At 58.9% G+C, this 25,213-nt stretch carries 16 protein-coding genes; 3 read left to right on the top strand and 13 right to left on the bottom strand.

Annotation, left to right across the window (positions count from 1 at the left end; all coding sequences use genetic code 11):
• Nucleotides 1-50: 50 nt before the first annotated feature.
• Together ACR0ER_RS17415 and ACR0ER_RS17420 are read right to left on the bottom strand one after the other, a co-directional pair.
• The gene (locus tag ACR0ER_RS17415) at nt 51-320 is read right to left on the bottom strand and encodes a CBU_0592 family membrane protein (RefSeq protein ID WP_480770020.1); all 270 of its coding nucleotides are present in this window, start codon (nt 318-320) and stop codon (nt 51-53) included.
• Between the two features lie 29 nt (nt 321-349).
• Nucleotides 350-913, bottom strand: a complete 564-nt coding sequence (locus ACR0ER_RS17420) for a helix-turn-helix domain-containing protein (protein WP_480770021.1) — start codon at nt 911-913, stop codon at nt 350-352.
• A gap of 107 nt (nt 914-1,020) precedes the next feature.
• On the opposite strand from ACR0ER_RS17420, the gene ilvD reads away from it, so the two are divergent.
• Nucleotides 1,021-2,853 carry a dihydroxy-acid dehydratase gene (gene ilvD / locus ACR0ER_RS17425; RefSeq protein WP_480770022.1) on the top strand — a complete coding sequence of 611 codons (1,833 nt, stop codon included), beginning with the start codon at nt 1,021-1,023 and terminating at the stop codon, nt 2,851-2,853.
• Nucleotides 2,854-3,050: 197 nt separating this feature from the next.
• Here ilvD and ACR0ER_RS17430 read toward each other — a convergent pair whose 3' ends face one another.
• Complete coding sequence (locus tag ACR0ER_RS17430) at nt 3,051-3,869, bottom strand: sulfotransferase family protein (RefSeq protein ID WP_480770023.1); 819 nt, start codon at nt 3,867-3,869, stop codon at nt 3,051-3,053.
• A 142-nt stretch (nt 3,870-4,011) separates the two neighbouring features.
• Here ACR0ER_RS17430 and ACR0ER_RS17435 point away from each other — a divergent pair, with 142 nt between their 5' ends.
• A complete protein-coding gene (locus ACR0ER_RS17435; RefSeq protein WP_480770024.1) occupies nt 4,012-5,589 on the top strand; it encodes a DUF5928 domain-containing protein in 1,578 nt (525 codons plus the stop codon).
• Nucleotides 5,590-5,621: 32 nt separating this feature from the next.
• Here ACR0ER_RS17435 and amaB read toward each other — a convergent pair whose 3' ends face one another.
• The 3 genes from amaB to ACR0ER_RS17450 all read right to left on the bottom strand — a co-directional run bounded on the left by amaB (nt 5,622) and on the right by ACR0ER_RS17450 (nt 9,538).
• Nucleotides 5,622-7,133, bottom strand: a complete 1,512-nt coding sequence (gene amaB, locus ACR0ER_RS17440) for an L-piperidine-6-carboxylate dehydrogenase (protein ID WP_480770025.1) — start codon at nt 7,131-7,133, stop codon at nt 5,622-5,624.
• A 3-nt stretch (nt 7,134-7,136) separates the two neighbouring features.
• A complete protein-coding gene (locus tag ACR0ER_RS17445; protein WP_480770026.1) occupies nt 7,137-8,243 on the bottom strand; it encodes a saccharopine dehydrogenase family protein in 1,107 nt (368 codons plus the stop codon).
• 119 nt (nt 8,244-8,362) lie between these two features.
• The gene (locus ACR0ER_RS17450; RefSeq protein ID WP_480770027.1) at nt 8,363-9,538 is read right to left on the bottom strand and encodes a 2-aminoethylphosphonate--pyruvate transaminase; all 1,176 of its coding nucleotides are present in this window, start codon (nt 9,536-9,538) and stop codon (nt 8,363-8,365) included.
• A 385-nt stretch (nt 9,539-9,923) separates the two neighbouring features.
• On the opposite strand from ACR0ER_RS17450, the gene ACR0ER_RS17455 reads away from it, so the two are divergent.
• The gene (locus tag ACR0ER_RS17455; protein ID WP_480770028.1) at nt 9,924-13,550 is read left to right on the top strand and encodes a flavoprotein; all 3,627 of its coding nucleotides are present in this window, start codon (nt 9,924-9,926) and stop codon (nt 13,548-13,550) included.
• Here the strand turns inward: ACR0ER_RS17455 and ACR0ER_RS17460 are convergent.
• The 7 genes from ACR0ER_RS17460 to ACR0ER_RS17490 all read right to left on the bottom strand — a co-directional run bounded on the left by ACR0ER_RS17460 (nt 13,547) and on the right by ACR0ER_RS17490 (nt 25,077).
• Nucleotides 13,547-14,710, bottom strand: a complete 1,164-nt coding sequence (locus ACR0ER_RS17460; protein WP_480770029.1) for a hypothetical protein — start codon at nt 14,708-14,710, stop codon at nt 13,547-13,549. The two genes, ACR0ER_RS17455 and ACR0ER_RS17460, sit on opposite strands and share 4 nt — an antisense overlap.
• Nucleotides 14,711-17,989 (bottom strand): adenylate/guanylate cyclase domain-containing protein, encoded by a 3,279-nt coding sequence (locus tag ACR0ER_RS17465; protein WP_480770030.1) that lies wholly within the window; start codon nt 17,987-17,989, stop codon nt 14,711-14,713.
• A 117-nt stretch (nt 17,990-18,106) separates the two neighbouring features.
• The gene (locus tag ACR0ER_RS17470) at nt 18,107-19,816 is read right to left on the bottom strand and encodes an ABC transporter ATP-binding protein (RefSeq protein ID WP_480770031.1); all 1,710 of its coding nucleotides are present in this window, start codon (nt 19,814-19,816) and stop codon (nt 18,107-18,109) included.
• Between the two features lie 4 nt (nt 19,817-19,820).
• A complete protein-coding gene (locus ACR0ER_RS17475; RefSeq protein WP_480770032.1) occupies nt 19,821-20,771 on the bottom strand; it encodes an ABC transporter permease in 951 nt (316 codons plus the stop codon).
• Nucleotides 20,768-21,745 carry an ABC transporter permease gene (locus ACR0ER_RS17480; RefSeq protein ID WP_480770033.1) on the bottom strand — a complete coding sequence of 326 codons (978 nt, stop codon included), beginning with the start codon at nt 21,743-21,745 and terminating at the stop codon, nt 20,768-20,770. The genes ACR0ER_RS17475 and ACR0ER_RS17480 overlap by 4 nt, the downstream gene beginning before the upstream one ends.
• A gap of 83 nt (nt 21,746-21,828) precedes the next feature.
• Complete coding sequence (locus ACR0ER_RS17485; protein ID WP_480770034.1) at nt 21,829-23,394, bottom strand: ABC transporter substrate-binding protein; 1,566 nt, start codon at nt 23,392-23,394, stop codon at nt 21,829-21,831.
• Nucleotides 23,395-23,496: 102 nt separating this feature from the next.
• Nucleotides 23,497-25,077: an ABC transporter substrate-binding protein gene (locus tag ACR0ER_RS17490; RefSeq protein ID WP_480770035.1), complete on the bottom strand. Its 1,581-nt coding sequence runs from the start codon at nt 25,075-25,077 to the stop codon at nt 23,497-23,499.
• Nucleotides 25,078-25,213 lie beyond the last annotated feature (136 nt).

Genomic DNA, 25,213 nt, shown 5'->3' on the forward strand with positions numbered 1-25,213 from the left:
CCCTATACGCGCTCGCATTGGGGTTCAAGGCTGGAAGGGGCGTTGTCCGCCTAGTGCACGCGTCTGAGGCGGAAAAACTGAACGATCCCGATCATGCTGATCAGAATCCAGAAGGATTCAATCAACATCGACGCCAGATTGAAGTTCTGAAGCAGCGAATAGACGATCAGGATCGACCCCGCCAAATTCAGCACCGGAAACGCCAGATCGTCCGAATTCATCATCCGCATCTGAGTGGCGAAATACGCAGCCACAACAACCAGCGCACCGAACGAGCCGACAGCATCCGCCAGCGTCAGAGTTTCAAGAAAAGCGGCCATATCGTCCCTCGGGCTTTTTGGATTCGTGTTCAGCCGATCGCTGCCAACGCATCAAGCTGCGCGTAATGGTGCATGTTCAGAAACGCCGCACCCTGATCACCGGCACGGTAGCCATGCGGCAAGTCCGCCGCAAACCGCAACCCCTGCCCGGCTTGCAGCGGCACCCACTCCCCATCGCGCAGAATCTCGAGCGAACCGTTCAGGACGAAGACCTCTTCGGTTACGCCAGTGGCATGGGCGGCGGATTCGTGGCTCTGGTTCGGTGCAAGATCGACGTGGAAGGTCTCGGCCCGCAGGGCGGGGTCAAAGGGAAAGACTATCTTGACCTCAATGCTGCCGGGGAAGGTTACGGTGCGGAACACATCCGGCGTAGCCGTATCGCGCAGCGCCGTTGGGCCAATCAATGCGCTGAGCGGCAGCTGGAATCCTTTCGCAATCTTCCACAGTGTCGCGATGGTCGGACTGGATTCGCCACGCTCAATCTGGCCCAGCATGGCTTTGCTGACGCCGGTCATCTCGGCCACCTTCGACAGGCTCAGCCCCGAGGCCGCCCGTACATCCCGTAGTTTCAGCGTTATATCGTCCGGTGCCATATCAATCGTCTTTCGAATCCCCTTGTGCGTTATAGCGCACATGTGGTACGTGCGCTATAACGTACGCACCCCGCATATCGCAACCGGGGCAAAAGGGAAACAGCATCATGCCAATGTACCGATCCAGAACCTCCACCCATGGCCGCAACATGGCCGGTGCCCGCGGCCTGTGGCGCGCTACAGGCATGACCGAGAGCGATTTCGGCAAGCCGATCATCGCCATTGTCAACTCGTTCACTCAGTTTGTCCCCGGTCACGTCCACCTGAAAGATCTGGGCCAGATGGTTGCGCGCGAGGTTGAGGCTGCTGGCGGTGTGGCCAAGGAATTCAACACCATCGCTGTGGATGACGGCATCGCCATGGGCCACGACGGGATGCTGTATTCACTGCCCTCGCGTGAGGTGATCGCGGATTCGGTGGAATACATGGTCAACGCGCATTGCGCTGATGCGATGGTGTGTATCTCGAACTGCGACAAGATCACTCCGGGCATGTTGATGGCCGCCATGCGCCTGAATATCCCGGCGATCTTTGTCTCGGGCGGTCCGATGGAGGCCGGCAAGATCGACATCGAAGATCTGGACGTCAAGAAAATCGACCTCGTCGACGCGATGGTCGCTGCCGCCGACGATCATTACACCGATGAACAGGTGAAACATATCGAAGAGAACGCCTGCCCCACCTGTGGTTCGTGTTCTGGCATGTTCACCGCCAACTCGATGAACTGTCTGGCCGAGGCGCTGGGTCTGGCGCTGCCGGGCAACGGTTCAACTCTGGCGACACACGCAGACCGCAAAGATCTGTTCCTTGAGGCCGGTCGCCGCATCGTCGAGATCACCAAACGCCACTATGATCTGAACGAAAAGGGCTTCCTGCCGCGTGAGATCGCCACGTTCGAGGCGTTTGAAAACGCCATGAGCCTGGACATCGCCATGGGTGGGTCAACCAATACCGTCCTGCACCTACTGGCCATCGCGCATGAGGGCGAGGTTCATTTCACCATGTCCGACATGGACCGCCTCAGCCGTAAAGTACCGTGTCTGTGCAAGGTCGCGCCGAACACCGAGAACGTGCACATGGAGGACGTCCACCGCGCCGGTGGTATTTTCTCGATCCTTGGTGAACTTGGCCGCGCTGGTTTGCTGCACGAAGATTGCAGCACGGTTCACTCCGGCACCATGGGCGAGGCTATTGCCAACTGGGACATCAAGATCGCCAACAACCCGAAGGCGCAGGAACTGTTCAAAGCAGCTCCGGGTGGCGTTCGCACGACGCAAGCCTTCAGCCAGTCGAACCGCTATAAGGAACTGGACACCGACCGGGAAGGCGGCGTGATCCGCAGCAAGGAACACGCCTTCAGTCAGGATGGCGGTCTGGCGGTTCTGTTCGGCAACATCGCGCGTGACGGCTGTATCGTGAAAACCGCGGGCGTCGATCCGGCCAGCCTGACCTTCACCGGCACCGCTTATGTCTGCGAAAGCCAGGATCAGGCGGTCAATGACATCCTGACCGGCAAAGTAGAGGCCGGCGATGTGGTGGTTATCCGCTATGAAGGCCCGCGCGGCGGACCTGGAATGCAGGAAATGCTCTACCCGACCTCGTATCTGAAATCCAAAGGTCTGGGCAAAGCCTGTGCCCTGCTGACCGATGGTCGTTTCTCGGGCGGCACCTCGGGCCTGTCAATCGGCCACGTCTCGCCCGAGGCCGCCGAAGGTGGTGAGATCGGACTGGTGCGCCAGGGCGACAAGATCGAGATCGACATTCCGAACCGTTCCATCCATCTGGCCGTGTCCGACGAAGAACTGGCAGCGCGCCGGGAAGAACAGGATGAAAAGGGCTGGGAACCCGCCGAACCGCGCAAGCGCAAGGTATCCACGGCGCTCAAGGCCTATGCCAAGCTGACCACCAGCGCCGCCAAAGGCGCTGTGCGTCAGGTCTAAGCGACAAGAACCGGTTCCAGATCGGGACCGGTTCTTTCCAGCCTCGAAAGGCTCCCGCGCCCGAAGCGCACCATCGGCTATGCCGATGCCACGTTCGGCTTTGGGCCCGGCGCCGCGCTTTGCGCGGCGCCGGGCCCAACCAGAGGCGATGTCTCGTCAGAGACATTGACGATGGGCGGGAGCGCTCTGAGGCAGTGTCAGTCGCCGAGTTTGGCGTGGACCTCATCCAGATCAATTTCGCCAATCGGCATCTTGTTCGCAGGGTTTTCGAAATCGTATTTGAACAGCTCAAAATCCTGTTTGTAGATTTCATAAACCAGATGCATCGACAGATCGTCGAAGTAGTCCTCGACCGGATGGGCGCGCTTGGGACCGTGGCCCTCGGATTCGTTGAAACGGGGGATATCTGACAAGTTTATCGCGTGCGGCGTGTCGAGATTGTCCAGAACACCCTGCATCCCGTCGTTGAACTTCTCGGTCCAGAAAATCCGGTCGTACCGCCCTCCGTTTACAATGAAGGTCGAGACATGGCCTGACATCGCCGACCAGTGAATGTCGGGATCCATCGGCCTGCGCCAGCGGATCGTATCCCGTGCGAATAATAGAAAGCGGCGGAAACTGGCAATCTGGTCGAACTCACCTTTGCCGTCATCGCCACCCACTTCGATTCCGTAATTGTAGATCAACGTCGGGACCAGATTGCCCCGATAGCGTTTTCCGTTCCGCTGAATGCCGCAGATCTTGTCGAAGAACGAACTTAGAATCCGCGTGTAGGGATTGCGTACGCAGGTAAAGGAATAGGACCCATGATTGCGAATATTGCCCGTGATGCGGTCCTGGCTATGATCGAACGCCCATTTGTGCATCCCGTCTTTTGCGTCGTGGATATCGCCGTCAAAGAACCGCCCATGGTCCGAGAAATACATGATCTGCCCGATGGTCGAGCAGGCACATTTCGGCACGACACGGTACACCATACTTTCGCTTTCGGTCATCCAAGTACCGGGAAAACCCATCTGCTGCGCCTCCTTAACTGGTCAGAACTCACTAAACACGCCTGCTTTTGTAGCCAAAGAACCAAAAATATTCTGTTTATTCAATCGCTCATCCTCAGTATCACGGGTGGATACCAGCCGAAACAGGTCAAGCAGAGCGAAAATGGCAAAGATTGCCTACATACTTTTGTGCCACAAAGACCCCGAGGCGATCATTGCCCAGGCAGGGCAACTGACCGCCGCAGGGGATTGCATGGCCATTCACTTTGATGCGCGCGCCAATGCGGCGGCCTATGATCGCATTCGCTCGGCTCTGAAGGACAACCCGAATGTCACCTTCGCCGCCAAGCGCATCAAATGCGGCTGGGGCGAGTGGTCATTGGTTCAGGCAACGCTGAACGCGCTGCAGGCCGCCGTCGATGCCTTTCCCCGCGCCACGCATTTCTACATGCTGTCGGGCGATTGCATGGCGATCAAAACGGCCGAATACGCCCATTGGTTCCTGGACGAAAACGACAAGGATTTTATCGAAAGCCACGATTTCTTTGCCAGTAACTGGATCAAGACCGGCATGAAGGACGACCGGCTGATCTATCGCCATTTCTTCAATGAACGCACCCAAAGCAAACGGTTCTACACCTCATACGATCTGCAAAAACGCTTTGGCCTGACCCGCGAGATACCGGTTGATATTCAGGTCATGATCGGCAGCCAGTGGTGGTGCCTGCGCCGCCGTACGGTCGAGATGATCCTCGATTTCCTGCAACAGCGCCCGGATGTGAAACGCTTTTTCTCGACCACTTGGATTCCGGATGAAACTTTCTTTCAAACCCTGGTCCGCCACCTGATCCCCAAGGAAGAGATCGAAAACCGCACCCCCACCTTTCTGATGTTCTCGGATTACGGAATGCCGGTAACCTTCTACAACGACCATTACGACATGCTGCTGGGGCAGGATTACCTGTTCGCCCGCAAGATCAGCCCCGAAGCGCATGAACTGAAAGAACGGCTGGGCGCGCTTTACGCAAGCGAAGGGGTTGAGTTCAAAATCTCGGATGAGGGCCGCAACCTTTACGGTTTCCTGACCGGGCGCGGACGGGTTGGCCGCCGGTTCGGGCAGCGGTTCTGGGAGGCTGGGAATACGCTGGGCCCTGAGCGTGAGGTTTTTCTGATCGCCTGCAAGAAATGGCATGTGGCCAAGCGGTTGGTCGATCAGATCACCTCCGAGACGGATATTCCCTGCGTCGAATACCTGTTCAACGAAGAAAACACCCCCTTGCCCGATCTCGGCGGGATCGAGACAACGCTACAGAAACGTTCGCGCCACCGGCGCGCGGTGGTGCGGATGTTGTTTGACCATTTCGGCACCGACAAGCTGGTGATCTGCGTCGATCCGGCCAATCTGGACATCATTCAGGATTTCTGCGCCGATCAGGCCAAGACCCATGTTCTTGAGATCGAGTGTGAGTATTCCGACGACTACCTGATCGGTCACGCCCGCCGGGTAGGTCTGGCCGGAGAAAACAGCCCCACCGAAACCGTTGCGGGGCTGGTGCCGACGCTGCGCAACTCGATGTCCTACGAATCCGAGCTGATCCGGGGGGCTGGGTTTGACGGCTATTTGCGGATTCGGGAAACCAACCCGAGGGCCGAAAATGAGGCCGCCGTGGCCGAGTTTCTGGGTGTCTCGCAGGACAAGGCACAAGCCGTGATGCGGCTGGACTACCTGTTTGCTGACTGACCCGGCGACGGTACTGCCGCCGGGCCCTTTGATCAGATGTCGAACTTGACGCCTTGCGCCAGCGGCAACTCGGCCGAGTAGTTCACGGTGTTGGTCTGGCGCCGCATATAGGCTTTCCACGCGTCCGATCCGCTTTCGCGCCCGCCACCGGTTTCCTTCTCGCCCCCAAAGGCACCGCCGATCTCGGCCCCCGAAGGCCCGATATTAACGTTGGCAATGCCACAATCGGACCCGGCTGCGGTCAGGAATTGCTCGGCCTCGCGCATATTCAGGGTGAACACGCAAGACGACAGGCCCTGCGGCACGTCATTCTGAATCTCGATGGCTTGGTCGAAATCACTGTATTCCATGACGTAGAGGATCGGAGCAAAGGTCTCGGTCTTCACTGTTGCGGTCTGGCCGGGCATCTCGACGATGGCAGGCTGCATGTAGACGCCGGCGGGCACGCCTTCGGTTACCCGGTTGCCGCCGAATACGGTACCACCCTCAGCTTCAGCCGCTTTCAGGGCCGCTGTCATAGCCGCACCCGAGGCTTCATCCACCAGCGGGCCGATCAGCGTGCCCTCGATCAGCGGATTGCCGATGGGCAGACCGGCATAAGCCTTTTTCAAACGACTCACCAATTCCGCGCGGATCGATTTATGCACGATCAGACGGCGCAGCGTGGTGCAGCGTTGGCCTGCGGTGCCGACGGCCGAGAATACAATCGCCCGCACCGCCATTTCCAGATCGGCTGAGGGACCAACGATCATCGCGTTGTTGCCGCCCAGCTCCAGAATACATTTGCCGAAGCGCTGCGCCACGATGGGCGCAACCGCGCGTCCCATGCGGGTGGACCCTGTGGCCGAAATCACAGGCACGTCTTCACTGGCCACCAGCGCCTCGCCCAGCGCGGCGCCGCCTATCAGGGTCTGCAGCAGGTGGTCAGGCGCATCGCCAAACCGGGCCAGCGCGCGTTCGAAAATCTTCTGGCAGGCCAACGCGGTCAGCGGGGTTTTCTCGGACGGTTTCCAGATCACCGTATCGCCACAGACCAACGCAATCGCCGCATTCCACGACCAGACCGCAACGGGGAAGTTGAAGGCCGAGATCACGCCGACCGGACCCGCCGGGTGCCAGGTCTCCATCATCCGGTGGCCGGGGCGTTCGGATGCAATAGTCAGACCGTATAGCTGCCGCGACAGACCCACGGCAAAGTCGCAGATGTCGATCATCTCCTGCACTTCACCCAATCCTTCCGAGGTGATCTTGCCCGCCTCCCAACTGACCAAAGCGCCCAGATCATCCTTGGCGGCGCGCAGTTCCTCGCCCAGCAGACGGATCAGTTCGCCCCGACGCGGGGCCGGTACAGTGCGCCATGCTTTAAAAGCCGCTTTCGAGCGGGCAAAGACAGCATCCATTTCGGCGTCGGGCGTCTCATGCACTTCAGCCAGCAGGCTGCTGTCGATGGGAGACCGCACGGCCAGCGTACCGCCGGTCAGCTCCGCCTCGGTCAGGTCCAGATTTGCGAGAGTGGTTTGGGCTGTCATTACGATGTCTTTCATATCTCAGGCCGCCTTATTCTGTTGGGTGACGTCACCGGCGCGATAGAGCCGGCCAAATTCGGTGTTGAGGAAATCGGATAGGTTCACCTGCTCCTGCCGGACAAACCCTGTGCTGGGCAGAGCTCCCGTGCGCATCAGATCGACCACGCCAAGAACGCCTGCGGCGGTGGTCACCTGTATGGCGCTCCAGACCTGCCCGTTGATGGTGCGGGCAAAGCTTTTGTTGATCAGGGATTTCTCGCGCAGAGCCCCGTCGATCATGCCCTTGGCGGTGCAATAGACCAGAACCACATCCTGATCGGTGCGCGGCAGGGCAGTTTCAAAGATGTCTTTCAGCAGATCGCGACGGTGTTCCAGCCCCAGATCCTTGAGCAGCAGCTTCAGTATATCGCAATGGCCAGGATAGCGGATTGAGCGGTACGACACTGCCCTCGCCTTGCCTTCCAGCGTTTCCGGCAAGGTGCCCAGCCCTCCGGACGTGTTGAAACACTCATACTCCACCCCGTCATGGCCCAGCACCTCGTAGTCTTCCAGAGGTGCGGTTTTCACCCGCTCGCCGTTCACGATGGCATCGCAGGGGTTGCAATATTCGTTGATCAGCCCGTCGGTGGACCATGTCAGATTGTATTTCAGCGCGTTGGTCGGATAGAGCGGCAAGGCCCCCACCCGCATATGCAAGCTGTCGAGATCGTCAAACTCGGACGCTAGTGCAGCCCCGGCAATGCCGACAAAGCCCGGCGCCAGACCGCATTGCGGCATGAAGGCGGTTTTGCTGTCCTCGGCCAGTTCACGCACCGCATTGGTGGCGGCGACGTCTTCGGTGAGGTCGAAGTAATGCGCGCCTGCTGTCTTGGCGGCTTTGGCAATTTTCGGCGTCAGAAAGAACGGAGCCGCCGAGATCACGGCATCGAACCCGGCCAGCCCCTGCGCCAGTTGCGCCTCATCCCCCACATCAATCTGCCGGGTGGCAATCCCCTGCTTGTTCAGCACCGACAGAGCGGCCAGATCGCGATCCGCCACGGTGACCGAGTAACTGGGGGATGCTTGCAGCAGGCTGGCGATCATCTGACCGATCTTGCCTGCCCCTATGACACAAATAGTCCAGCTCAAAACGCGCCTCCTCTTTCGTTTATTGAAAGTATGAAGCGCGGGCTGTTCGATCCGCAGGGGGTATCTTGACGAAAACGCCGAAAGTTACGTCATTTTGACGATATTTTCGTCAAAATGCATTAAGCGATCTGCGCCATGCGCGAAGCGACCGCCTCGGCCGGCGGGGCGGCGCTGGCGACATTCATCTCGACCAAGGCCTGTTTCGCAGCGGCGACCACGGCGCGCATCACGTCCGCGTCCATGCGACCGATGCAACCGACCCGGAAGCTTTCGACCACGGTCAGTTTGCCGGGATAGATGATAAAGCCTTGATCTTTCATCAGATCGTAGAACCGCAAAAAGTCAAAATTGGGATCCGTCGGGCAGAAGAAGGTGACGATGATTGGCGACAGCCATTCATCCGACAGCAGGGTCTCAAACCCCAGATCACGCATCCCCGACACCATGACATCGCGGTTGCGCTTATAGCGGGCACCGCGCCCCGCTACGCCACCTTCGGCGGCATGTTCGGTCAGCGCCTGCAGGAAGGCCGCAACCACATGGGTCGGTGGGGTAAAGCGCCACTGGCCGGTTTTCTCCATCGCGTCCCACTGTGCGTACAGGTCCAGGCTGAGCGAGGGGCAATTGCCTTTCGCCTCGGCCAGCGCCGACTTGCGGGCCAGAACAAAGCCAAAGCCCGGCACGCCTTCAATGCATTTGTTGGCCGAAGAGACCAGCGCCTCGAACGTGTATTCACTTGGTTGCAGCGGGATCGCTCCAAAGGCCGACATGCTATCGATCAGCAGCTTGCGTCCCGCCGCCGCCGTGGCCTGAGAAATCTCATGCAGCGGGTTCAGGATGCCCGAGCTTGTTTCGCAATGGATCGCAACCACATGGGTGATCGCCGGATCATCGGCCAGTATCTGCGCCACCTCGGCCCCGCGGGGCGGCAGGTAGTCACCCTTGTCCAGCACCACATGCGCGCGTCCGGTATAGGCCAGCGTCTGCGCCGCGCGTTTGCCATAGGCGCCATTGGCCAGCACCAGTGCCTTGCCGTCGGGTGGGATCATCGAGTTCAGCATCGCCTCGACCGCGAAAGTACCCGACCCTTGCATGGGCACGCAGTCATAGTCTTCTTTACCGGCGCCCAGCAGATCCAGAAGCCGCGAACGCAACTCGGTCGTCATTGCGCGAAAATCGCCATCCCAGCTGCCCCAGTCGCGCAGCATCGCCTGTTTCACGGAATACGAAGTCGTCAGCGGCCCCGGCGTCAGCAGGTAGGGCTCTCCGAGTTCGGGGCGGGGAAAGGAAGACATGATAAGCGGCCTTGTTCACGGAATTGGCATAAGCAACAGCTATTTGCATGAGTCCGTTTTTTCCAGACACTATAGCTTTTCCCTATGATGGGGGCGCTGTCAGAAATCTGACACCAAAGCTTCGAAAAACGTTGAGGTTTGGCCTTTGTTAATTCGTGCAGTCAAATCAAGAACATCCGTGATTTTTGTATCTAAACACGATACGGTATGACCAATTGGGCTATTTTGTTCGCGCAAATGCCAGCGATCTGACGGCCCGGCCAGCGCAGAATGCCCCGTCGGGTAGGTCAAGAAATTTCGTGTGACCGCTGCAGCCAGACTCAGGCACCAAATACCGCGTTGGTTCTTTGATGTGTTTCACGGCAAAGTTCAGGGGGGAACAGACGTGCCTAAGGACCCAATTGAAAACACCATTTCCGTCACACCAACCGAAACCGAATGGACCTTGATACAGGAAATCCTGCCAGCGGATGATCCATCAGTCATCAGACCACATTTTGAGTGCTTTGAAGTGACGGAAGAAACCGTTCTGCCCCCGCAGGGTATGTATGTGGTGCTTGGGGGTGAGGTGCAGCTGCGGCAGGACGGTACGGTGCTGGCCACTGCGGACACAGGCGATTACTTCTACGAAGAACATCTTGAGATTTTTGACATCCCGGTAAGCTTGGAGGCGCTGGCCACGCCCGGTACCAAACTGGCCTATCTTTCCAGCAATAACTGGTTCGAAATACCGACCAAGATCCGCGAGGCCTGCTACGACACGCTGTTCGGCGATCTGGTCAGCGTGCACCTTCAGAATTTCCAGCAGCCCATCAACTGCTGCAGCGTAACTGCGGCGGCGCTCAGCATGTCGGCGCTTGGGTTCAGCTGCGAGGTGAACGACATTTTCCGCGAATGTGGTCTGCCAACGTCGTTCGTGGTGAATGACGGCATCTCGCTGGGTGAACTCTATGACGTTGCCTGTACCTTCATTCAAACGCAGGGGCTGCGTGAAAAAGTGCAGGTTCAGGCCTATTTCATGGATGAGGCGACAACTTCGGTCGAGTTGCTGCTGGAAGCGATCGACGAGTCCAACCGCCTGGGCGGGGACAACGACATTCTGGTGGCCAATTTTCAGGTTGGCGTCGCCCATGGCAAGGAAAACATGCCGGGCGGACATTTTGCCATCATTGCCAAATGCAACCCCAGCACCGGGCTGGTGCATATGATGGATGTGCACCCCGAGAAATACGGCAAGCTGTGGGTCACCACTGTGGATCGCATCTGGGCCGGGATGTCGGATCGTGACGGAACCTCGATGCGGTCACGGGGCATCCTGCGATTTTCGGCACGTGAGGCGGTCAAGACCAACCTGCAAACGTTGCAGCAGGACTGCAATTATGTCGACAGCACTCGGTATCTGGCCAAAGACCCCAAGAAACGGCGCAACCTGTTCCGGCGGGCAAGTCCGAACATGAACTCACTTGGGGTGCTGGCCGAAAGCCTTGCAATTCTGGGCGATGCGCAAGTCGATGAAGACAAGCTGCTGATCGCGACCCAAACCGATTTCACCGAAGCGGTCCGCCGGGTGTCGACCGCAAAAGAGATGCACGCGCTGGCACAGCGCTATCTCAGCCAATCCCCCGACGTACATCTGGGCAGTACCTTCCACAGCTACGCGAAGCGCAAGGGGGGAGGCGCCCAATCCCCCCAGGACTGGTTCCGCGATCAACTTCACAGCTTGAACGTGAAGCAGGATCGCCATTTGATGATCAATATCGACTTCAACCGCGTTCTGGGATTCGAAGTCATCCGTCCGCCCGAGAACGTGTATCGCGAGACCGCACTGCTGGAAGAGTTCTGGTGCCTTTGCATCGCTTATGAGGAGCAAACTGATATTGTGACCGTGGTGGATATGAGCCCGGCCACCTCGCAGGTCTGGCAGGCGCCGCGCGGTCACATTTTCCGTGGTCTGCGTGACGTCCAAAGCCCGGCAATGCTGGTGATCGAAGAACAGGAGCCGCCCGAAGATCCGACCGACGTCGCCCGCATTGTTCTGAAAAACGAGATCGTGCTGTTCTATGCGGACGAAGACCCGTGGTCTTATATGCTGCGCAGTATGCTGGGCAACATCGGCATCACCACAGCGCGTTTGATCGATATCGAAGGCCACGGGGCGAATGTGATGAAGATGCGGCGGCAGCTGACGGTGATGACCGGCAAAGAAAAGCCGCCTTACCTGTTTTTCCAGGGCGAATGCATGGGAAGACGGCAAGACATTGTCGACGCTGTGTTGGACGGCAGTTTTCAGATGCGCGTGAAAGAAGCTGGATTGCCGGTCTTGCTGCGCCATGAATCCCCCAGCCTAGACAAAAACATCTTCGGATATCCCAAAGGCGGCCTGACCGACGCCCCAAGTGAAAAGCGTAATGTGCTGCTCTGCGCGTGCGGGTCCTCGGCAGCAGACAAGGTGCCGGATCTGGTCAAGCGGATCACCGCTGCGGGCCACAACGTCAAGCTCATCCCCTCCGTCTCGGCCGAGAAGTTCTTTCGCGATATCGAAGTCGAAGAGGAAACCGGGAACATCAAAAAGACCCGGCCCAAGAAGATCGACGACTACATCTCGCATCACGACTATTATCGGGACGATGACGAGTGGAACTTTCGGTATACCGAATTCGGAATGCCCCTGCGCGCCTCACATCTGGCGCTGTGCGATTGGGCGGACTGCGTGATCGTCGCACCGGTGACCTGCAACACGATGGGCAAGATCGCCAACGGGATTGCTGACAACCTGCTGACCTCGGTCTTTGTGGCGTGGCAATATCGGAACAAGCCAGCAATCCTCTGCCCGGCCTGCAACACCAACATGTGGAACAATGTCACCACCCAGCGAAACGTGGAAAAGCTGCGCGATCTGGGCATCGATCTGGTTGGCCCGCGCAAGGGGCGGCTGTCGAACGGCATGATGGGAATCGGCATGATGGCGACCCCGGATCAGATCATAGAAGTGCTGGACGAAGCCTTCGAGGAACTGGCCGATCAGGAACACAATATTTGCAAATGGGCGCAGGAGGCCGCCGCCTCGGACAGTTTCACGCAATGGGAACGCGTGTTCCAGGCGATCGACAACGGCATGGCCGGGATCGATATCGTTGACGACAACAATGGCGACACGCTGCTGCATTACGCAGCAGGCGGCGAAGGTGAGATGAAAGAGAGCGGGGTAGACCAAGGCAAACCCGACCTTGAAGCGGCACAAGCCCTGATTGATCGCGGCATTAACGTCAACGCCTCGAATGACCACGGCTTTACCAGCCTGCATGTGGCGGTGATGAACAACTCGGTCGAGATGGTGGAAGTCCTGCTGGGGGCGGATGGGATCGACGCCAGTTCCTGCATCCACTTCCTGCAGAACCCCAACAACACCAAGGGCATCAAACTGGCCGAAGAGATCGTCGAGATGCTGGACGAATGGGCCAACACCCATACCCTGACCGAACTAAAGGAAGAGGACGAAAACGATCTGATTGAGGATCGGGAAAAGACCTATCTCTACTTCACCTACGGTTCGCTCAAGAAAGGGTTCCCGAACCACGATGCCCATACCGAGGTGCTGGATGATTTCGTGGGCGAGGCCATAACCCGGCAGCGGATGCCCCTGATCGTCCCGAACGAGCCGCATTGCGACAACCCGAACTGCGGCTTCCTGCACCGCATGGCCACGCTGGTCGACCAGAAAGGCCGCGGCAAAGCCGTGAAGGGCGAGGTCTATCGCGTCTCATCCAGCGGGATGAAGGAGCTGGACAAACTGGAAGGCTATCACGGCCCCGGTTCTCCCGAGAATGTCTATGTACGCAAACGGATCAATGTGCTGATCAACGGCGTGAAAAAACCTGCCTATACCTATGTGATTGCGCATCCCACCAAGTATCTGGATCAATGGGAACAGGGCACATCAGGGATTGTTGCGGAATACACGTTGGATATGGCCACGGGCACGCCCAAACCGGGCTACCAGCCTCCGGCCTAGTTCTGCCGCTCGATCACGGTCTCATCCTCGGGGTCGGCCTTGAGGCTGAGGTTATAGGCCGTGATCGCCACCGTGCACAGTAGGACGAAAGGCCAGAACGCGGCCTTTGGGAACAGGTTGTCCTTGTAGTGGATGAACCGCAGCGAGGGCACCGCCTCGGACGCGAACAGATAGGTGTTGATCGAGACCGCAAGCAGCAGGAAATACATCAGGAAAAAGAACGATTCCATGTAGATCACCGGCGATCCGGCAAAGCCTTCGCGCAATTGGACATGGGCCAATAGGATCACGAAAAACAGAACCGAGCACGTGCCTATCACGCTGGAGGTGCTAAAATCGTGCCGTTCCACCAGATTGGGGCGGCGGGTCACGGTCATCACTGCGCCGAACAGCAGCATCGTCACAACGATCAACGGGATCATGTGGACAATGAAGGCATTCCCAAAGTTCCGCTTGATGACAAAGTTGTAATGCAGTTCCGGAAGATTGGTCTGGAACTCGCTATCTCCGATGCCCAGCGTGGTATCCAGGTCGGACAGACGATAGTCGAAATAGGTGTTCTCCCGTTCCCAGGTACCCATGACGATGCGAGGGTCGATGCCAAATATGTCCTCGGGTCCGGTGGCAGGGTAGGCTGAAAAGTCTGGTATTAGAGCCACATTCACGTCGAACTCACCGGGCCAGAACCGGACCCAGACGGTTTTATGGTCGAACGGATAGCTGGTGTAATCAAAGCTCTGCCGCAGGGTCTGTTCGAAATACCATCCGATCAATTCTGATCCGTCCTGTTCCATGCGATAGACCTCTTCGATCAGGCCATTTGCGGCATCGGTGGCTTCGGGCAGAATGAATCCGACCTCGCCTTCGGCGGGTTTGATCGCGTCATGAAGACCGTCTTCGTAGTGCTGCCAGATATAGCCGCTGACATGCACGTCGCTGGCACCGACAAAGTTGAAGGATTTGATGAAAATCCCGGTCTTCACCCGGTACTCCGGCGCATTTCCCAGCTTTTGCAGGTAACCATCGACCGAAGCCTGATCTGGCAGCTGCGTCGGGTCGCCTTCGAAGTGATTCAACGCGACCAGAAGCCTGAAGAGCAACACCGCCAGACCAAAGGTCAGGGCACCGGAAATCCACCAAACCTTCTTTTCGATGCTCATTCAGCTCCTCTCATGCGTGGTCCAGTTGCCGACCAGAGACTGCGTAACGCCCATATCGGCGAACCGTGTGTCCAGCGCGTCAAAGTCCTCATGCGCGGACATCGGAATGCCCCAGCCGCCGCACGCGGCCAGAACCTTTGCGTGATGAATCGACAGATCAACCATTGGCAGGGGTTCTTCAGCGGTGAATTTGGCCAGCGCATCCGCGTATTCCGTTGCCCTGTCCCATTCCTGCCGCGCCAACATGACGGCGCTGGCATCAGGATAGAAATGCAGATGGCTATGGCCCACGCAGCCTTCGGCAATGATCTGAGCGCCCAGTTTCAGATGTTGATCCTGCTTATTAGGGTCTGTTTCCGCCATGGCGAGCGCTGACAGTGCCTTTGGCCCGACGAAGTTGCGACCGTGTTCCAAGGCGATCTCAACGGCATGCTCGCCTGTCTCACGCGCCTGATCCAACCGCCCTGCATAGACCTGTGTACGGGCCAAATGCTCCAGCGCCTGTGCCTCAAGCCGTTTGGCGCCCACGCGATTGGCGATCTCGGCTGAGACTGTGAAGGTCTCAAGCGCCTGATCCAGTTCGCCCAGAAACGTATGCGCCACGCCCAGACAGGTCTGCGCCACGCATTCCGGGACAAAGGCAAAGTACTTCTGGGAAACCTCTATGGCTTCCTGAGCGTCCCGCTTACCCTGCGCAACATCGCCGGTATAACTGCGCGCTACGCTAAGGTTATGCAGGTTCGCCGCCAGATCCCGCACCAGCCCCTTTTCACGCGCCCGTTCAACTGCCTGAGTATAGAACCCGGCGGCGGTCTGCATCGTTGCGTTCATGAAATTAGCATCGCCAAACCCGCTAAGCGCGCCAACCTCCAACCGCGCCGATTCCAGCTTTCTGGCCAGTGTTAGAGCCTTTTCATTGCTTCGCAGCGCGTCCTCAACCCGACCCAGCGGGAAATAGACATTGCCACGCACGTAATTGATTTGAGCGATGTCCCGCTCGGACCCACACCGCTCTGCGGCGATCTCGGCAGTGTCGAGGCTTTGCAGTGCGTCCTTGTACAGGCTGGCCTGCCGTGCCGCCTGCGCCAACCCGATATGGGCCCGGCTAACCTGCTCATCGGTCTCGGCCAGATCTGCGGCCTCTTTGAATTCGCGCAGGGCGTCATCCGATAACCCCTGCAATCGGTGCGTCTCACCCCGCGCACAGTACAGATCAAACCGCACCCCTGACGGCGCGGGCAGTTCCAGCGCACGCTCGATCAGCGGGCTGGCATCGTCGAACTGAAAGGCCTGGATCAGGTTCTCGGCAGCATCCAGATAGGCTTGTGCTGCGTTGGTTGCGCCGGCCCGATCCAAATGCTGTGCCCGCAAGGTGGCGTCACGATCTTCGAACCATTTCGCGGCCTGACGATGTAGGCGCGCGCGTTCCGATTTCACGAGCGTCGCGTAAGACCCGTCGCGGATCAGTGCGTGGGCAAACATCAGATCAGTCCCAGCCTCGCGGATCAGGGCCGAGCGGATCAGCGTCGAAGTATCCAGATGCCCTTCACCCAGAACAAAGTTCAGCACCTCGGGCGAGAACCGCTGCCCCAGCACCGAAGCCGCCTGAATTGCCGCCCGACTGGACCGATCCAGTGCATCGAGCCGCGACTGCACAATCCCCTGAATGCTGCCGGGCACGGATTCGCGTTTCAGCACGTCGATATTGCGCAAGAGCTGTTCCAGAAACAGCGGATTGCCCCCCGCACGCTGCACACAGGCGTCCAGAAGCTCGGGGGCGATACCGGTGAATTCTTCGACCAGTTGCCGAGCCTGAGCTTCGCCCATTGGCGCCAGTTCCAGTTTCGAGATCAGCGCGCCGTCTGTGCTCATTTGCCATTCGCGATTGATTGGGTCGCCTTCGACGCGGCTGGTCATCAGCAAGACGCAGGGTAAATCTCGCGTGGTGGCGGCGATATGGGCGCAGGCCGTCAGGATATCCGGCGCGGCCCAGTGGATATCCTCGATCTGGATCAGCATCGGTGCTTCACGACTGCGTGCGGCGATCAACTCATCGATAACCTGCCGCCGACCCCGCAGGCGGGTGGCGTTGTCCATCACAGCATAAATCTCGGCCAGACCCGGGTCCTGCTCCAGTTCCAGCAGTGCGTTCAGATGGGCGGCGTTCGAGGGCGAAACCCAGCCCTTGGCCACCGCCTCCTGCGCCATCGCCGCGCCAGTGGTGGCGTCATCCGCAGCCTCAAGGCCCAGAATACTGCGGGCAACAGATTGAATGGCCGAGTGTCCCTCACGCGCACCAAAATCCATCACGACGCCGTTGTGGATCGAGTAATTCAGAGCATCGGCCATCTCGGCCACTTGTTCGGATAGGTGGGTCTTGCCAATCCCGGGTTCACCCAGAACGATATGAACCTCGCCCTTGCCATGCTGCTGGCAGCGGTCGAACGTGGCCGAGAACAGCGACATCTCGCGCTCGCGTCCGACAAAGCGGTGCCGGCGCGACCGGATGTTGCGCGCCAAACGGTCCAGACGCCACAGTTCGATGGGCGCGTTCAGCCCCTTGATATCCTTCCTGCCCATGGACTCACCGACAAAAAGCGGCCCTAACGCACGCTGAATGTCATGTGAGACAAAGGTCTCGCCCGGCACGGCCATATCTGTGATACGCGAGGCTAGGTTCACGCCATCGCCAGTCACCGTGTATTCCGTATGCGCCTGACTGCCGGTTGTGCTGGCGATCACCTGACCCGAGGCGATGCCGATATGGCAGGAAACCGGCGGGTTCAGGCTGGGCAGAACCGCGTGAATTTCCAGCGCTGCCCGCGCCGCTCGCTCGGTGTCATTGGTGTGAGAAATCGGCGCGCCGAACACGGCCATGACTGCGTCGCCGATATGCTTGTCGATCCGGCCGCCAAATTTCTCGACCACGTGATCGACCTTGGAAAAAAAAGCGTTCAGCAGCGCGTGCATGTCCTCAGCGTCCAGCTCGCTGGTCAGGCGAGTAAAGCCGCTAAGATCGGCAAACATCACAGTCACCTGCCGCTTGGCAGGCTCCAGCGGTGCTTCTGGTTCGTAGGGTTGAACGGCTTCAACCGTCTCAAGTTCAGATATCGCGCGCAGCAGCCTGCGGCGATCTCCGACGGCGGTCACTCCGATTTCGATCAGGTCTTCGCCCGTCAGATCGGGCAGAATTGCGAAATCAATCTTGTTATCCAAAAAGGCTTGCGCGTATTCGGAAAGTCCAAGCGCGCCCAGCCAGTCCCTCAGGTCCTGAGACATATCGCCCCTCTGAAGCCCCCATACTTCAGAGTCAGACCTAGCACATCAAACCCGCCTGAGTCTGCAATGCCTGGAGAAATTAATGTTTATGTACGCCCATATGCCCGAAATAGGGCGTCAGACTTCGGCACTGAGACCTTCGGTCGACAGATCGTCCAGCCTCGGCATCAGCCGCAGCAATTCGCTGGCATAGTCGGTCTGGGGGTTGGCGAACAGCGCGTTGGTCTCCTGCAATTCAACCACCCTGCCCTGCTTCATCACCGCAACCCGGTCGCACATCTGGCGCACCACGGGCAGGTCATGGCTGATGAACAGCAGGGTCAGGCCCAGGTGCTCTTGCAGGTCCTTCAGAATGTTCAAGATCTGCGCCTGAATGGACACATCCAACGCGCTGGTCGGTTCGTCACAGATCAGGAAACGCGGCTGCGTGGCCAGTGCGCGGGCAATCGAAATCCGCTGCCGCTGTCCACCCGAGAATTCATGCGGGTATTTCAGCCCGGCCTCATGGCCCAGTCCGACCTGATCCAGCAGTTCATCGACGCGGCGCTTGATGTCTGCCCCATCCATCAGCCGGTGATGGCGGATCGGTTCAGCCACGATATCGTCCACCCGCATCCGGGGATTGAGCGAGGAATACGGGTCCTGAAAGATCATCTGGATGTTCTTGCGATAAGCATCCAGCGCGGCCTTGTTGGTCAGATCGCTGACCACCTGGCCTTCGAACGTGATGCTGCCGCCGTCCACCGGGTAAAGTCCTGCGATCATTCGCGCGACGGTAGACTTGCCCGAGCCGGACTCGCCCACAACGCCGAACACCTCACCGGCGCGAATGTCAAAGCTGACATCATCCACGGCGGTGAAATAGGTGCGATCCCAAGGCAGCAAACCTTTGCGCTGCAGGAACTTCTTGGTCAGGTTGCGAATCTCGAACACCGGTTTGGTGGTGTCGTTGTCCACCTTCGGCCAGTGGCGGGCCATGTCCTCGATGGCAAACCGCGTCTCGCGCCCGCCATAGCTGATCTGCGGAAAGCGGTGCAGCTTCAACGTCGGGCGCGGAACGGCGGCGATCAGGGACTTGGTGTATTCGTGGCTGGGCTGGCCCATGACCTGAGACGTGGGGCCAGTTTCCACCACCTTACCCGCATACATCACCGTCACCTTGTCGGTGGTATCAGCGATCACGCCCATATCGTGGGTGATAAGGATGACGCCCACCTGCCGTTCGCGCGCCAACTCCTTGATCAGGTCCAGAATCTGCGCCTGCACCGAGACATCCAGCGCCGTGGTCGGCTCATCCGCGATGATCACGTCCGGTTCGGTACACAGCGCCAGCGCAATCACCACACGCTGCCGCATCCCGCCCGAGAATTGGTGCGGGTATTGGTCCAGCCTCGTGTCCGGATCGGGGATGCCGACGCGGTCGATCAGGTCACGCGCACGCTTACTGGCCTCGGCCTCGGATCCGCCCAGATGGGCCTGAATCGTCTCAACCAACTGCTCACGCACGGTGAACAGAGGGTTCAGCGAGGTCAGCGGGTCCTGAAAGATCATCGAGATCTTCTTGCCGCGCAGACCGCGCATCGCCTCGGCGTCCAGACCGCTGATCTGATCGCCGCTCAGCCGGATGGTGCCGCTGGCAATGCGGCCGGGGCGGTCCAGCAGCCCCATGATGGCGGAACCGATGGTGGATTTGCCGGCGCCGGATTCACCCACCAGCCCGTGGATTTCGCCGGGTTCCACCGACAGGTCCACGTGGTCCACAGCGGTGAAAAGTTTGCGGCGGGTCGGGAATTCGACCGTTAGGTCATTGATCGTCAGAAGGCTCATGAAATCACCGCAGCTTGGGGTTCAGCGCATCGCGCAGCCAGTCGCCCAGCAGGTTCACAGACAGGGCCAGCGCCAGAAGGGTGCAGGCCGGGAAGAACAGGATCCACCACTCGCCCGAGAACAGGAAGCCCTGCCCGATGCGGATCAGCGTGCCCAGCGAAGGTTGGGTCGGAGGCGCGCCAACGCCGAGGAAACTCAACGTCGCCTCAGCAATGATCGCCAGCGCCAAGGAAATGGTGGCGATCACCAGAACCGGGCTGAGCACGTTTGGCAGGATGTGACGGAACATGATCGGGATAGACCCGCGTCCGATCAGACGAGCGGCCTGAACGTATTCTTTGTTCTTTTCCACCAGCGCGGCACCGCGCACGACACGGGCGAACTGCACCCAGTCAGACAGGGCAATCGCGATGATCAGAACGTAAATCGCCATCGCATTTCGGTATTCCGGCGGCGTCACCCCCTTGGCGATGCCAAAGATCAGCATGGCGACCAGAATGGCCGGAAAGGTCAGCTGCACATCGGCAATCCGCATGATTAGGGTCTCAATCCAACCGCCATAATAGGCGGCCATGAGACCAAGGATCACCCCGATGATCATCGCCAGCAACACCGCTGAGGCCCCTACGAACAGCGAAATGCGCAAGCCATACAGGATGGTCGAGAACACGTCGCGGCCCTGATCGTCTGTGCCCAGCAGGAACGTCTCTTGTGTGAATGCATTTGGCGTGCCGGGCGGGGTAAAGCCGTTCATCAGGTTCAGCGTCGCCGGGTCGAACGGATTATAGGGTGCGATCAGCGGCGCAAAGATGGCGGCCAGCACAAGGATAACCACCACAAGCGATGCCACCATGGCCACCGGAGAATGCCGGAACGACCACGCGAAATCGCTGTCCCAGAACTTGGCGAAACGCGATTTGGGCGCGGATGGCGGGGTGTCGATAGTATCGGTCATGTGGCCCTCGCGTCGACACGCAGGCGCGGGTCAATGGCATAGTAGAGAAGATCGACAATCAGGTTGATCGTCACGAACATGACCGAAATCAGCATCAGATAAGCGGCCATGACGGGGATATCGACAAACTGGATCGCGTTGATGAACAGCAGACCGACGCCGGGCCACTGGAACACCGTCTCGGTGATGATGGCGAAGGCGATGATCGATCCCAGCTGCAGACCGGTGATCGTAATCACCGGCACCAGCGTGTTTTTCAGCGCGTGGCGGAAATTGATGACCCGGTCCGACAGCCCGCGCGCTCGGGCAAAGCGGACATAATCGGCGCGCATCACCTCCAACATCTCGGATCTCACCAAGCGCATGATCAACGTCATCTGATACAGGCCCAGCGTGATCGCCGGCAGGATCAGCGCCTTGAGCCCCGAGGCGGTCAGGAACCCGGTGGACCAATTGCCGATTTTCACCGTCTCACCCCGGCCGAAACTGGGCAGCCAACCAAGTTCGATGGAAAAGACATAGATCAGCAATATCCCGATCAGGAAGGTTGGTAACGACACCCCAAGCAGCGAGACGGTCATGATGACATTCGCAGCGATGCCTTGTCGTCGGATCGCCGTAAACACGCCCAGCGCGATGCCCATGGTGATGGCCAGAAAGCCCGAAACAAAGGCCAGTTCCAACGTGGCGGGCGCACGTTCGACCAGGATCGTCGAAACTGGACGCCCCTGTCGGTACGAGACGCCGAAATCGCCCTGCACCGCACCTTTCAGGAATTTGAAATACTGAACCGGAAAGGGCTGATCCAGACCCAACTCGGTGCGCAACCGGTCAATGTCGGCCTGTGTGCGTTCCTGCCCCAGTATATTGTCGATCGGATCACCGACAAAGCGAAACATGGAAAAGGCCACCAGACCCACGACCAGCAGCACGATCACGGATTGGAACATCCTTCGGACGATATATGCGAACATGCGTTTCCCTCGTTGATCGGTCTTCCTAGGACGCCTTTGGCAAGATGGTCAAGGTATCGCTAACAGGCAGACGCGACGTTCCATCAGCTCACCGTCACCCAGCGCAGCAGAAAGAAATTATCCGGGCGCTGGGTCAGTTCGACATTGCTGCGCGTACCCCAGACCAGAGGTTGCACATACATCGGGACATAGACCTGCTCGTCCTGAATGATCTGCGCCACCTCATCCAGCATGGCCTGCCGTTTGGTTTCATCCAGTTCGGATTGAACCATCGGCAACAGCTCATCCACGCGCGCGTTTGAAAAGCCGCCGAAGTTCCAGCTGCCCAGCTTCTTTTCCTCATTCGGTGTGGCCACAAGGAACCGCACCGGATGTTCGGCGTCAAAGGTGCCGGGGCTCCAGCCCAACAGGTACATGTCGTAGTTATCCTTGCGCAGCTCGGGCCAGTAGTTGCGGACCGGCATGGCATCCAATTCTGCGGTAAGCCCGATTTGAGCCAGCATAGAGACCACGGCTTGGCAAACAGCCTCATCATTCAGATAGCGGTCATTGGGGCATTTCAGACCGAAGGAAAAGCCATCCGCGTACCCTGCCTCGGCCAGCAGGGCCTTGGCGGCGTCGACATCAAAGGCCGGGCGGTCGGCGTTGGCGGCGGAGTAACCGCTCATGGCGGGGCTGACCAATTGCGAAGCCGCCTCGGCATTGCCGCGCATGATGGTGGCCAGAATGGCATCCACATTCACAGCCTGCGCCACGCCCTTGCGCACGCGCGGGTCACGGAACGGGTTCGGCTTGCCCGCGTCGTCGGTGTACTTCAGCGCCTCGGCCTGATGATCAAAGCCCAGCATGATCACGCGCGCTTCGATGCCCCGAATGACGTTCACGTCGCCGTTGCCTTGCAGGCGCGCCACATCCTGAATCGGCACCGGGTTGATCATGTCCACATCCCCCGACAAAAGCGCCGCAACGGCGGTGGCGGGGTTCTGGATCGGGTTGAACTCAGCGCTGGTGATGTTGTGTTCGGCTTCGTCCCACCAGCCGTTATGCGGCTCTAACACAGTCCGTAGGCCCGGCTCGCGCGCGGTGACCCTGAACGCGCCGGTGCCATTGGCGTTGAGCGTGGCATAGTTGCCGGTTTCCTTGTCGGGGACAGTGGCGTCATTGGCCTCGGTCCAGCCCTGATCCATGATCATCCAGTTGGCGATCGAAGACGGAAACAGCGGGTTCGGCGCGGTGGTCATGAAATCGACGGTGTAATCGTCGACCACGATCACCTCATTGATCGGCGCAAACCAGCTGCGGGTGTCCGCAGCCTCGCCTGAGGCACGCTGATAGCTGAACAACACGTCCTGCGCATCAAATGTACTGCCGTCATGAAAGGTCACACCCTCACGCAGCTTGAACCGCCAGCCCTCACCATCGCCTATGCTCTCCCAACTGACGGCCAGGGCGGGTTCGACGCTCATATCCTTGTCGCGGCGCACAAGCCCTTCGTAGACATTATTGAGAAACCCAAGAACCGGGGCCGAATTGACCGCGTGCGGATCCATCGTCTGCGGATCGGTGGTCGAGGCCCACGTGAACTCAGCGGCCTGCGTGCTGGTGGCGGCAAGCATGGCAAGACCGATGGCGCTGTGTCTGAGGATCATGGCGAAATCTCCCTGTATTTGCCGCAAAGGGGCGGTGTTGAAGGATAACGCAAAAGGCAGGGCGCGAGGATCACGCCCTGCCAAGCTACTGATCTGAAATCCTTAGTTCAGAGTGAAGTACTTGATCTTGGGCGAGTCTTCCGGCTCGACCACAGTACCGACGTTGGACTTCATGCCCCAGTTCAACACCTGATGGTGGATCGGGATGTACAGTTGTTCGTCCTGCACCACCTGCCAGATTTCAGCGATCTGCTTGTCACGCTCGGGCAAGTTGGTTTCCGACGCCAGACCCTGAATTTTGGCATCCAGTTCCGGGTTGGAATACCGCGTTCCGTTCCACGAGCCGTATTTCTCACCCTTGGTGTGGGCTAGGAAGTTGAAGATGTATTCCGAGTCGTAGGTCGGAACACCCCAGCCCAGCATGTAGAAATCGGTTTCCAGGTTGTTGATCAGCGGGAAGTGCTGCGCCTTGGGTTTTGCATCCAGGTTCACGGTGATCCCGATTTGCGCCAGCATCCCGACGGCGGCCTGACAAATCGCCTCATCATTGATGTAGCGGTCATTCGGGCAGTCGAGCTGAATGGTAAATCCGTCCGGGTATCCAGCCTCGGCCATCAGCGCCTTGGCGCCTTCGATATCAGTGGTTGAGGAGCTGTCCATGCCCTCATCCCAGCCATTCACGAAGGGCGGGGCGATCATGCCCGCCGGGGCCGACTGGCCGCGCATCACGACCTGTTTGATCGCATCGCGGTTGATCGCCTTTGACATAGCCTGACGGACACGGACATCGGACAAGGGGTTCTTGCCGTCCACATTGTCATTGGCCAGATCGGCATCACCCATATTCAGGCCAAAGAAGATGACCCGGTTCTGCGGCGCGGTGCGTACGTCCAGACCGTCGGCACCGGCAACACGCTCAAGGTCTTGCACGGGGACGTCCTGAATGAAATCAACCTCACCCGACAGCAGCGCAGCCACACGGGTCGCGGCGTTCTGGATCGGGGTATAGATGATCTCGGTCACGGCCAGCGGGAACTCATCCTTGCCCCAGTAATTTTCATTGAGGGCCAGAACGGTTTTCACATCCGGTTCGCGGCTAACCACCTTGTAGGGGCCGGTGCCGTTGGCGTTCTTGGCCGCAAACGTGTCTTCGCCGCCTTCATAGTCCTGCACCTTCACAGCGTTGTTCGCTTCGGCCCAGCCTTTGTCCATCATGAACATGTTGGTCAGGTTGTTAGGCATGATCGGGTTCGGACCATCGGTTTCGATCTCAACCGTGTATTTGTCTGGCGCGCGCACCTCTTTCACCGAGGCCAGCAGTTCCTTGTAGTCCGAATCCGGCGTCATCGCCCGGTTCAACGAGAATACGACGTCTTCGCTGTCGAACTCGGCGCCATCATGGAAGGTCACGCCTTCGCGCAGCTTGAACACCCAGATATTCGGATTTTCCTCGGATGGAGCCCATTCGGTGGCCAGCGAGGGCACAAGTGCGCCGGAATGGTCGCGCATCACCAGCGTTTCCATGATCTGGTGCGCCAGCGCCGAGGTCGGGCCTTCGTTCTGGGCATGTGGGTCCAGCGTCAGCGAGTCGCCCGCCCGCGCCCAGCGCAGGGTTTCGGCCGACGCGCCCGCCGCCATCAACGCAGTAGCGCTGGCAGCAATCATCAGGTTTCTTAGGATCATTGTAGTCTCCCCGGTTTTATTGTTAGCGCCGTCTTTGTGACGGCCAGCCGCTTTTTGCGGCCATGGTGCAACCGATCATCCAGATCATTTTGATGGTTGCAACAATAGATTGAACATAAGTGTGGCGACCCGATGG

The organism is Ruegeria sp. CH8, assembly GCF_056536985.1.

What these genes read in the sequence shown, in the direction of transcription:
- ACR0ER_RS17415 (WP_480770020.1), bottom strand. Translation starts at nt 320, where the DNA reads ATGGCCGCTTTTCTTGAAACTCTGACGCTGGCGGATGCTGTCGGCTCG.
- ACR0ER_RS17420 (WP_480770021.1), bottom strand. Translation starts at nt 913, where the DNA reads ATGGCACCGGACGATATAACGCTGAAACTACGGGATGTACGGGCGGCC.
- ilvD (WP_480770022.1), top strand. Translation starts at nt 1,021, where the DNA reads ATGCCAATGTACCGATCCAGAACCTCCACCCATGGCCGCAACATGGCC.
- ACR0ER_RS17430 (WP_480770023.1), bottom strand. Translation starts at nt 3,869, where the DNA reads ATGGGTTTTCCCGGTACTTGGATGACCGAAAGCGAAAGTATGGTGTAC.
- ACR0ER_RS17435 (WP_480770024.1), top strand. Translation starts at nt 4,012, where the DNA reads ATGGCAAAGATTGCCTACATACTTTTGTGCCACAAAGACCCCGAGGCG.
- amaB (WP_480770025.1), bottom strand. Translation starts at nt 7,133, where the DNA reads ATGAAAGACATCGTAATGACAGCCCAAACCACTCTCGCAAATCTGGAC.
- ACR0ER_RS17450 (WP_480770027.1), bottom strand. Translation starts at nt 9,538, where the DNA reads ATGTCTTCCTTTCCCCGCCCCGAACTCGGAGAGCCCTACCTGCTGACG.
- ACR0ER_RS17460 (WP_480770029.1), bottom strand. Translation starts at nt 14,710, where the DNA reads ATGAGCATCGAAAAGAAGGTTTGGTGGATTTCCGGTGCCCTGACCTTT.
- ACR0ER_RS17465 (WP_480770030.1), bottom strand. Translation starts at nt 17,989, where the DNA reads ATGTCTCAGGACCTGAGGGACTGGCTGGGCGCGCTTGGACTTTCCGAA.
- ACR0ER_RS17470 (WP_480770031.1), bottom strand. Translation starts at nt 19,816, where the DNA reads ATGAGCCTTCTGACGATCAATGACCTAACGGTCGAATTCCCGACCCGC.
- ACR0ER_RS17475 (WP_480770032.1), bottom strand. Translation starts at nt 20,771, where the DNA reads ATGACCGATACTATCGACACCCCGCCATCCGCGCCCAAATCGCGTTTC.
- ACR0ER_RS17480 (WP_480770033.1), bottom strand. Translation starts at nt 21,745, where the DNA reads ATGTTCGCATATATCGTCCGAAGGATGTTCCAATCCGTGATCGTGCTG.
- ACR0ER_RS17485 (WP_480770034.1), bottom strand. Translation starts at nt 23,394, where the DNA reads ATGATCCTCAGACACAGCGCCATCGGTCTTGCCATGCTTGCCGCCACC.
- ACR0ER_RS17490 (WP_480770035.1), bottom strand. Translation starts at nt 25,077, where the DNA reads ATGATCCTAAGAAACCTGATGATTGCTGCCAGCGCTACTGCGTTGATG.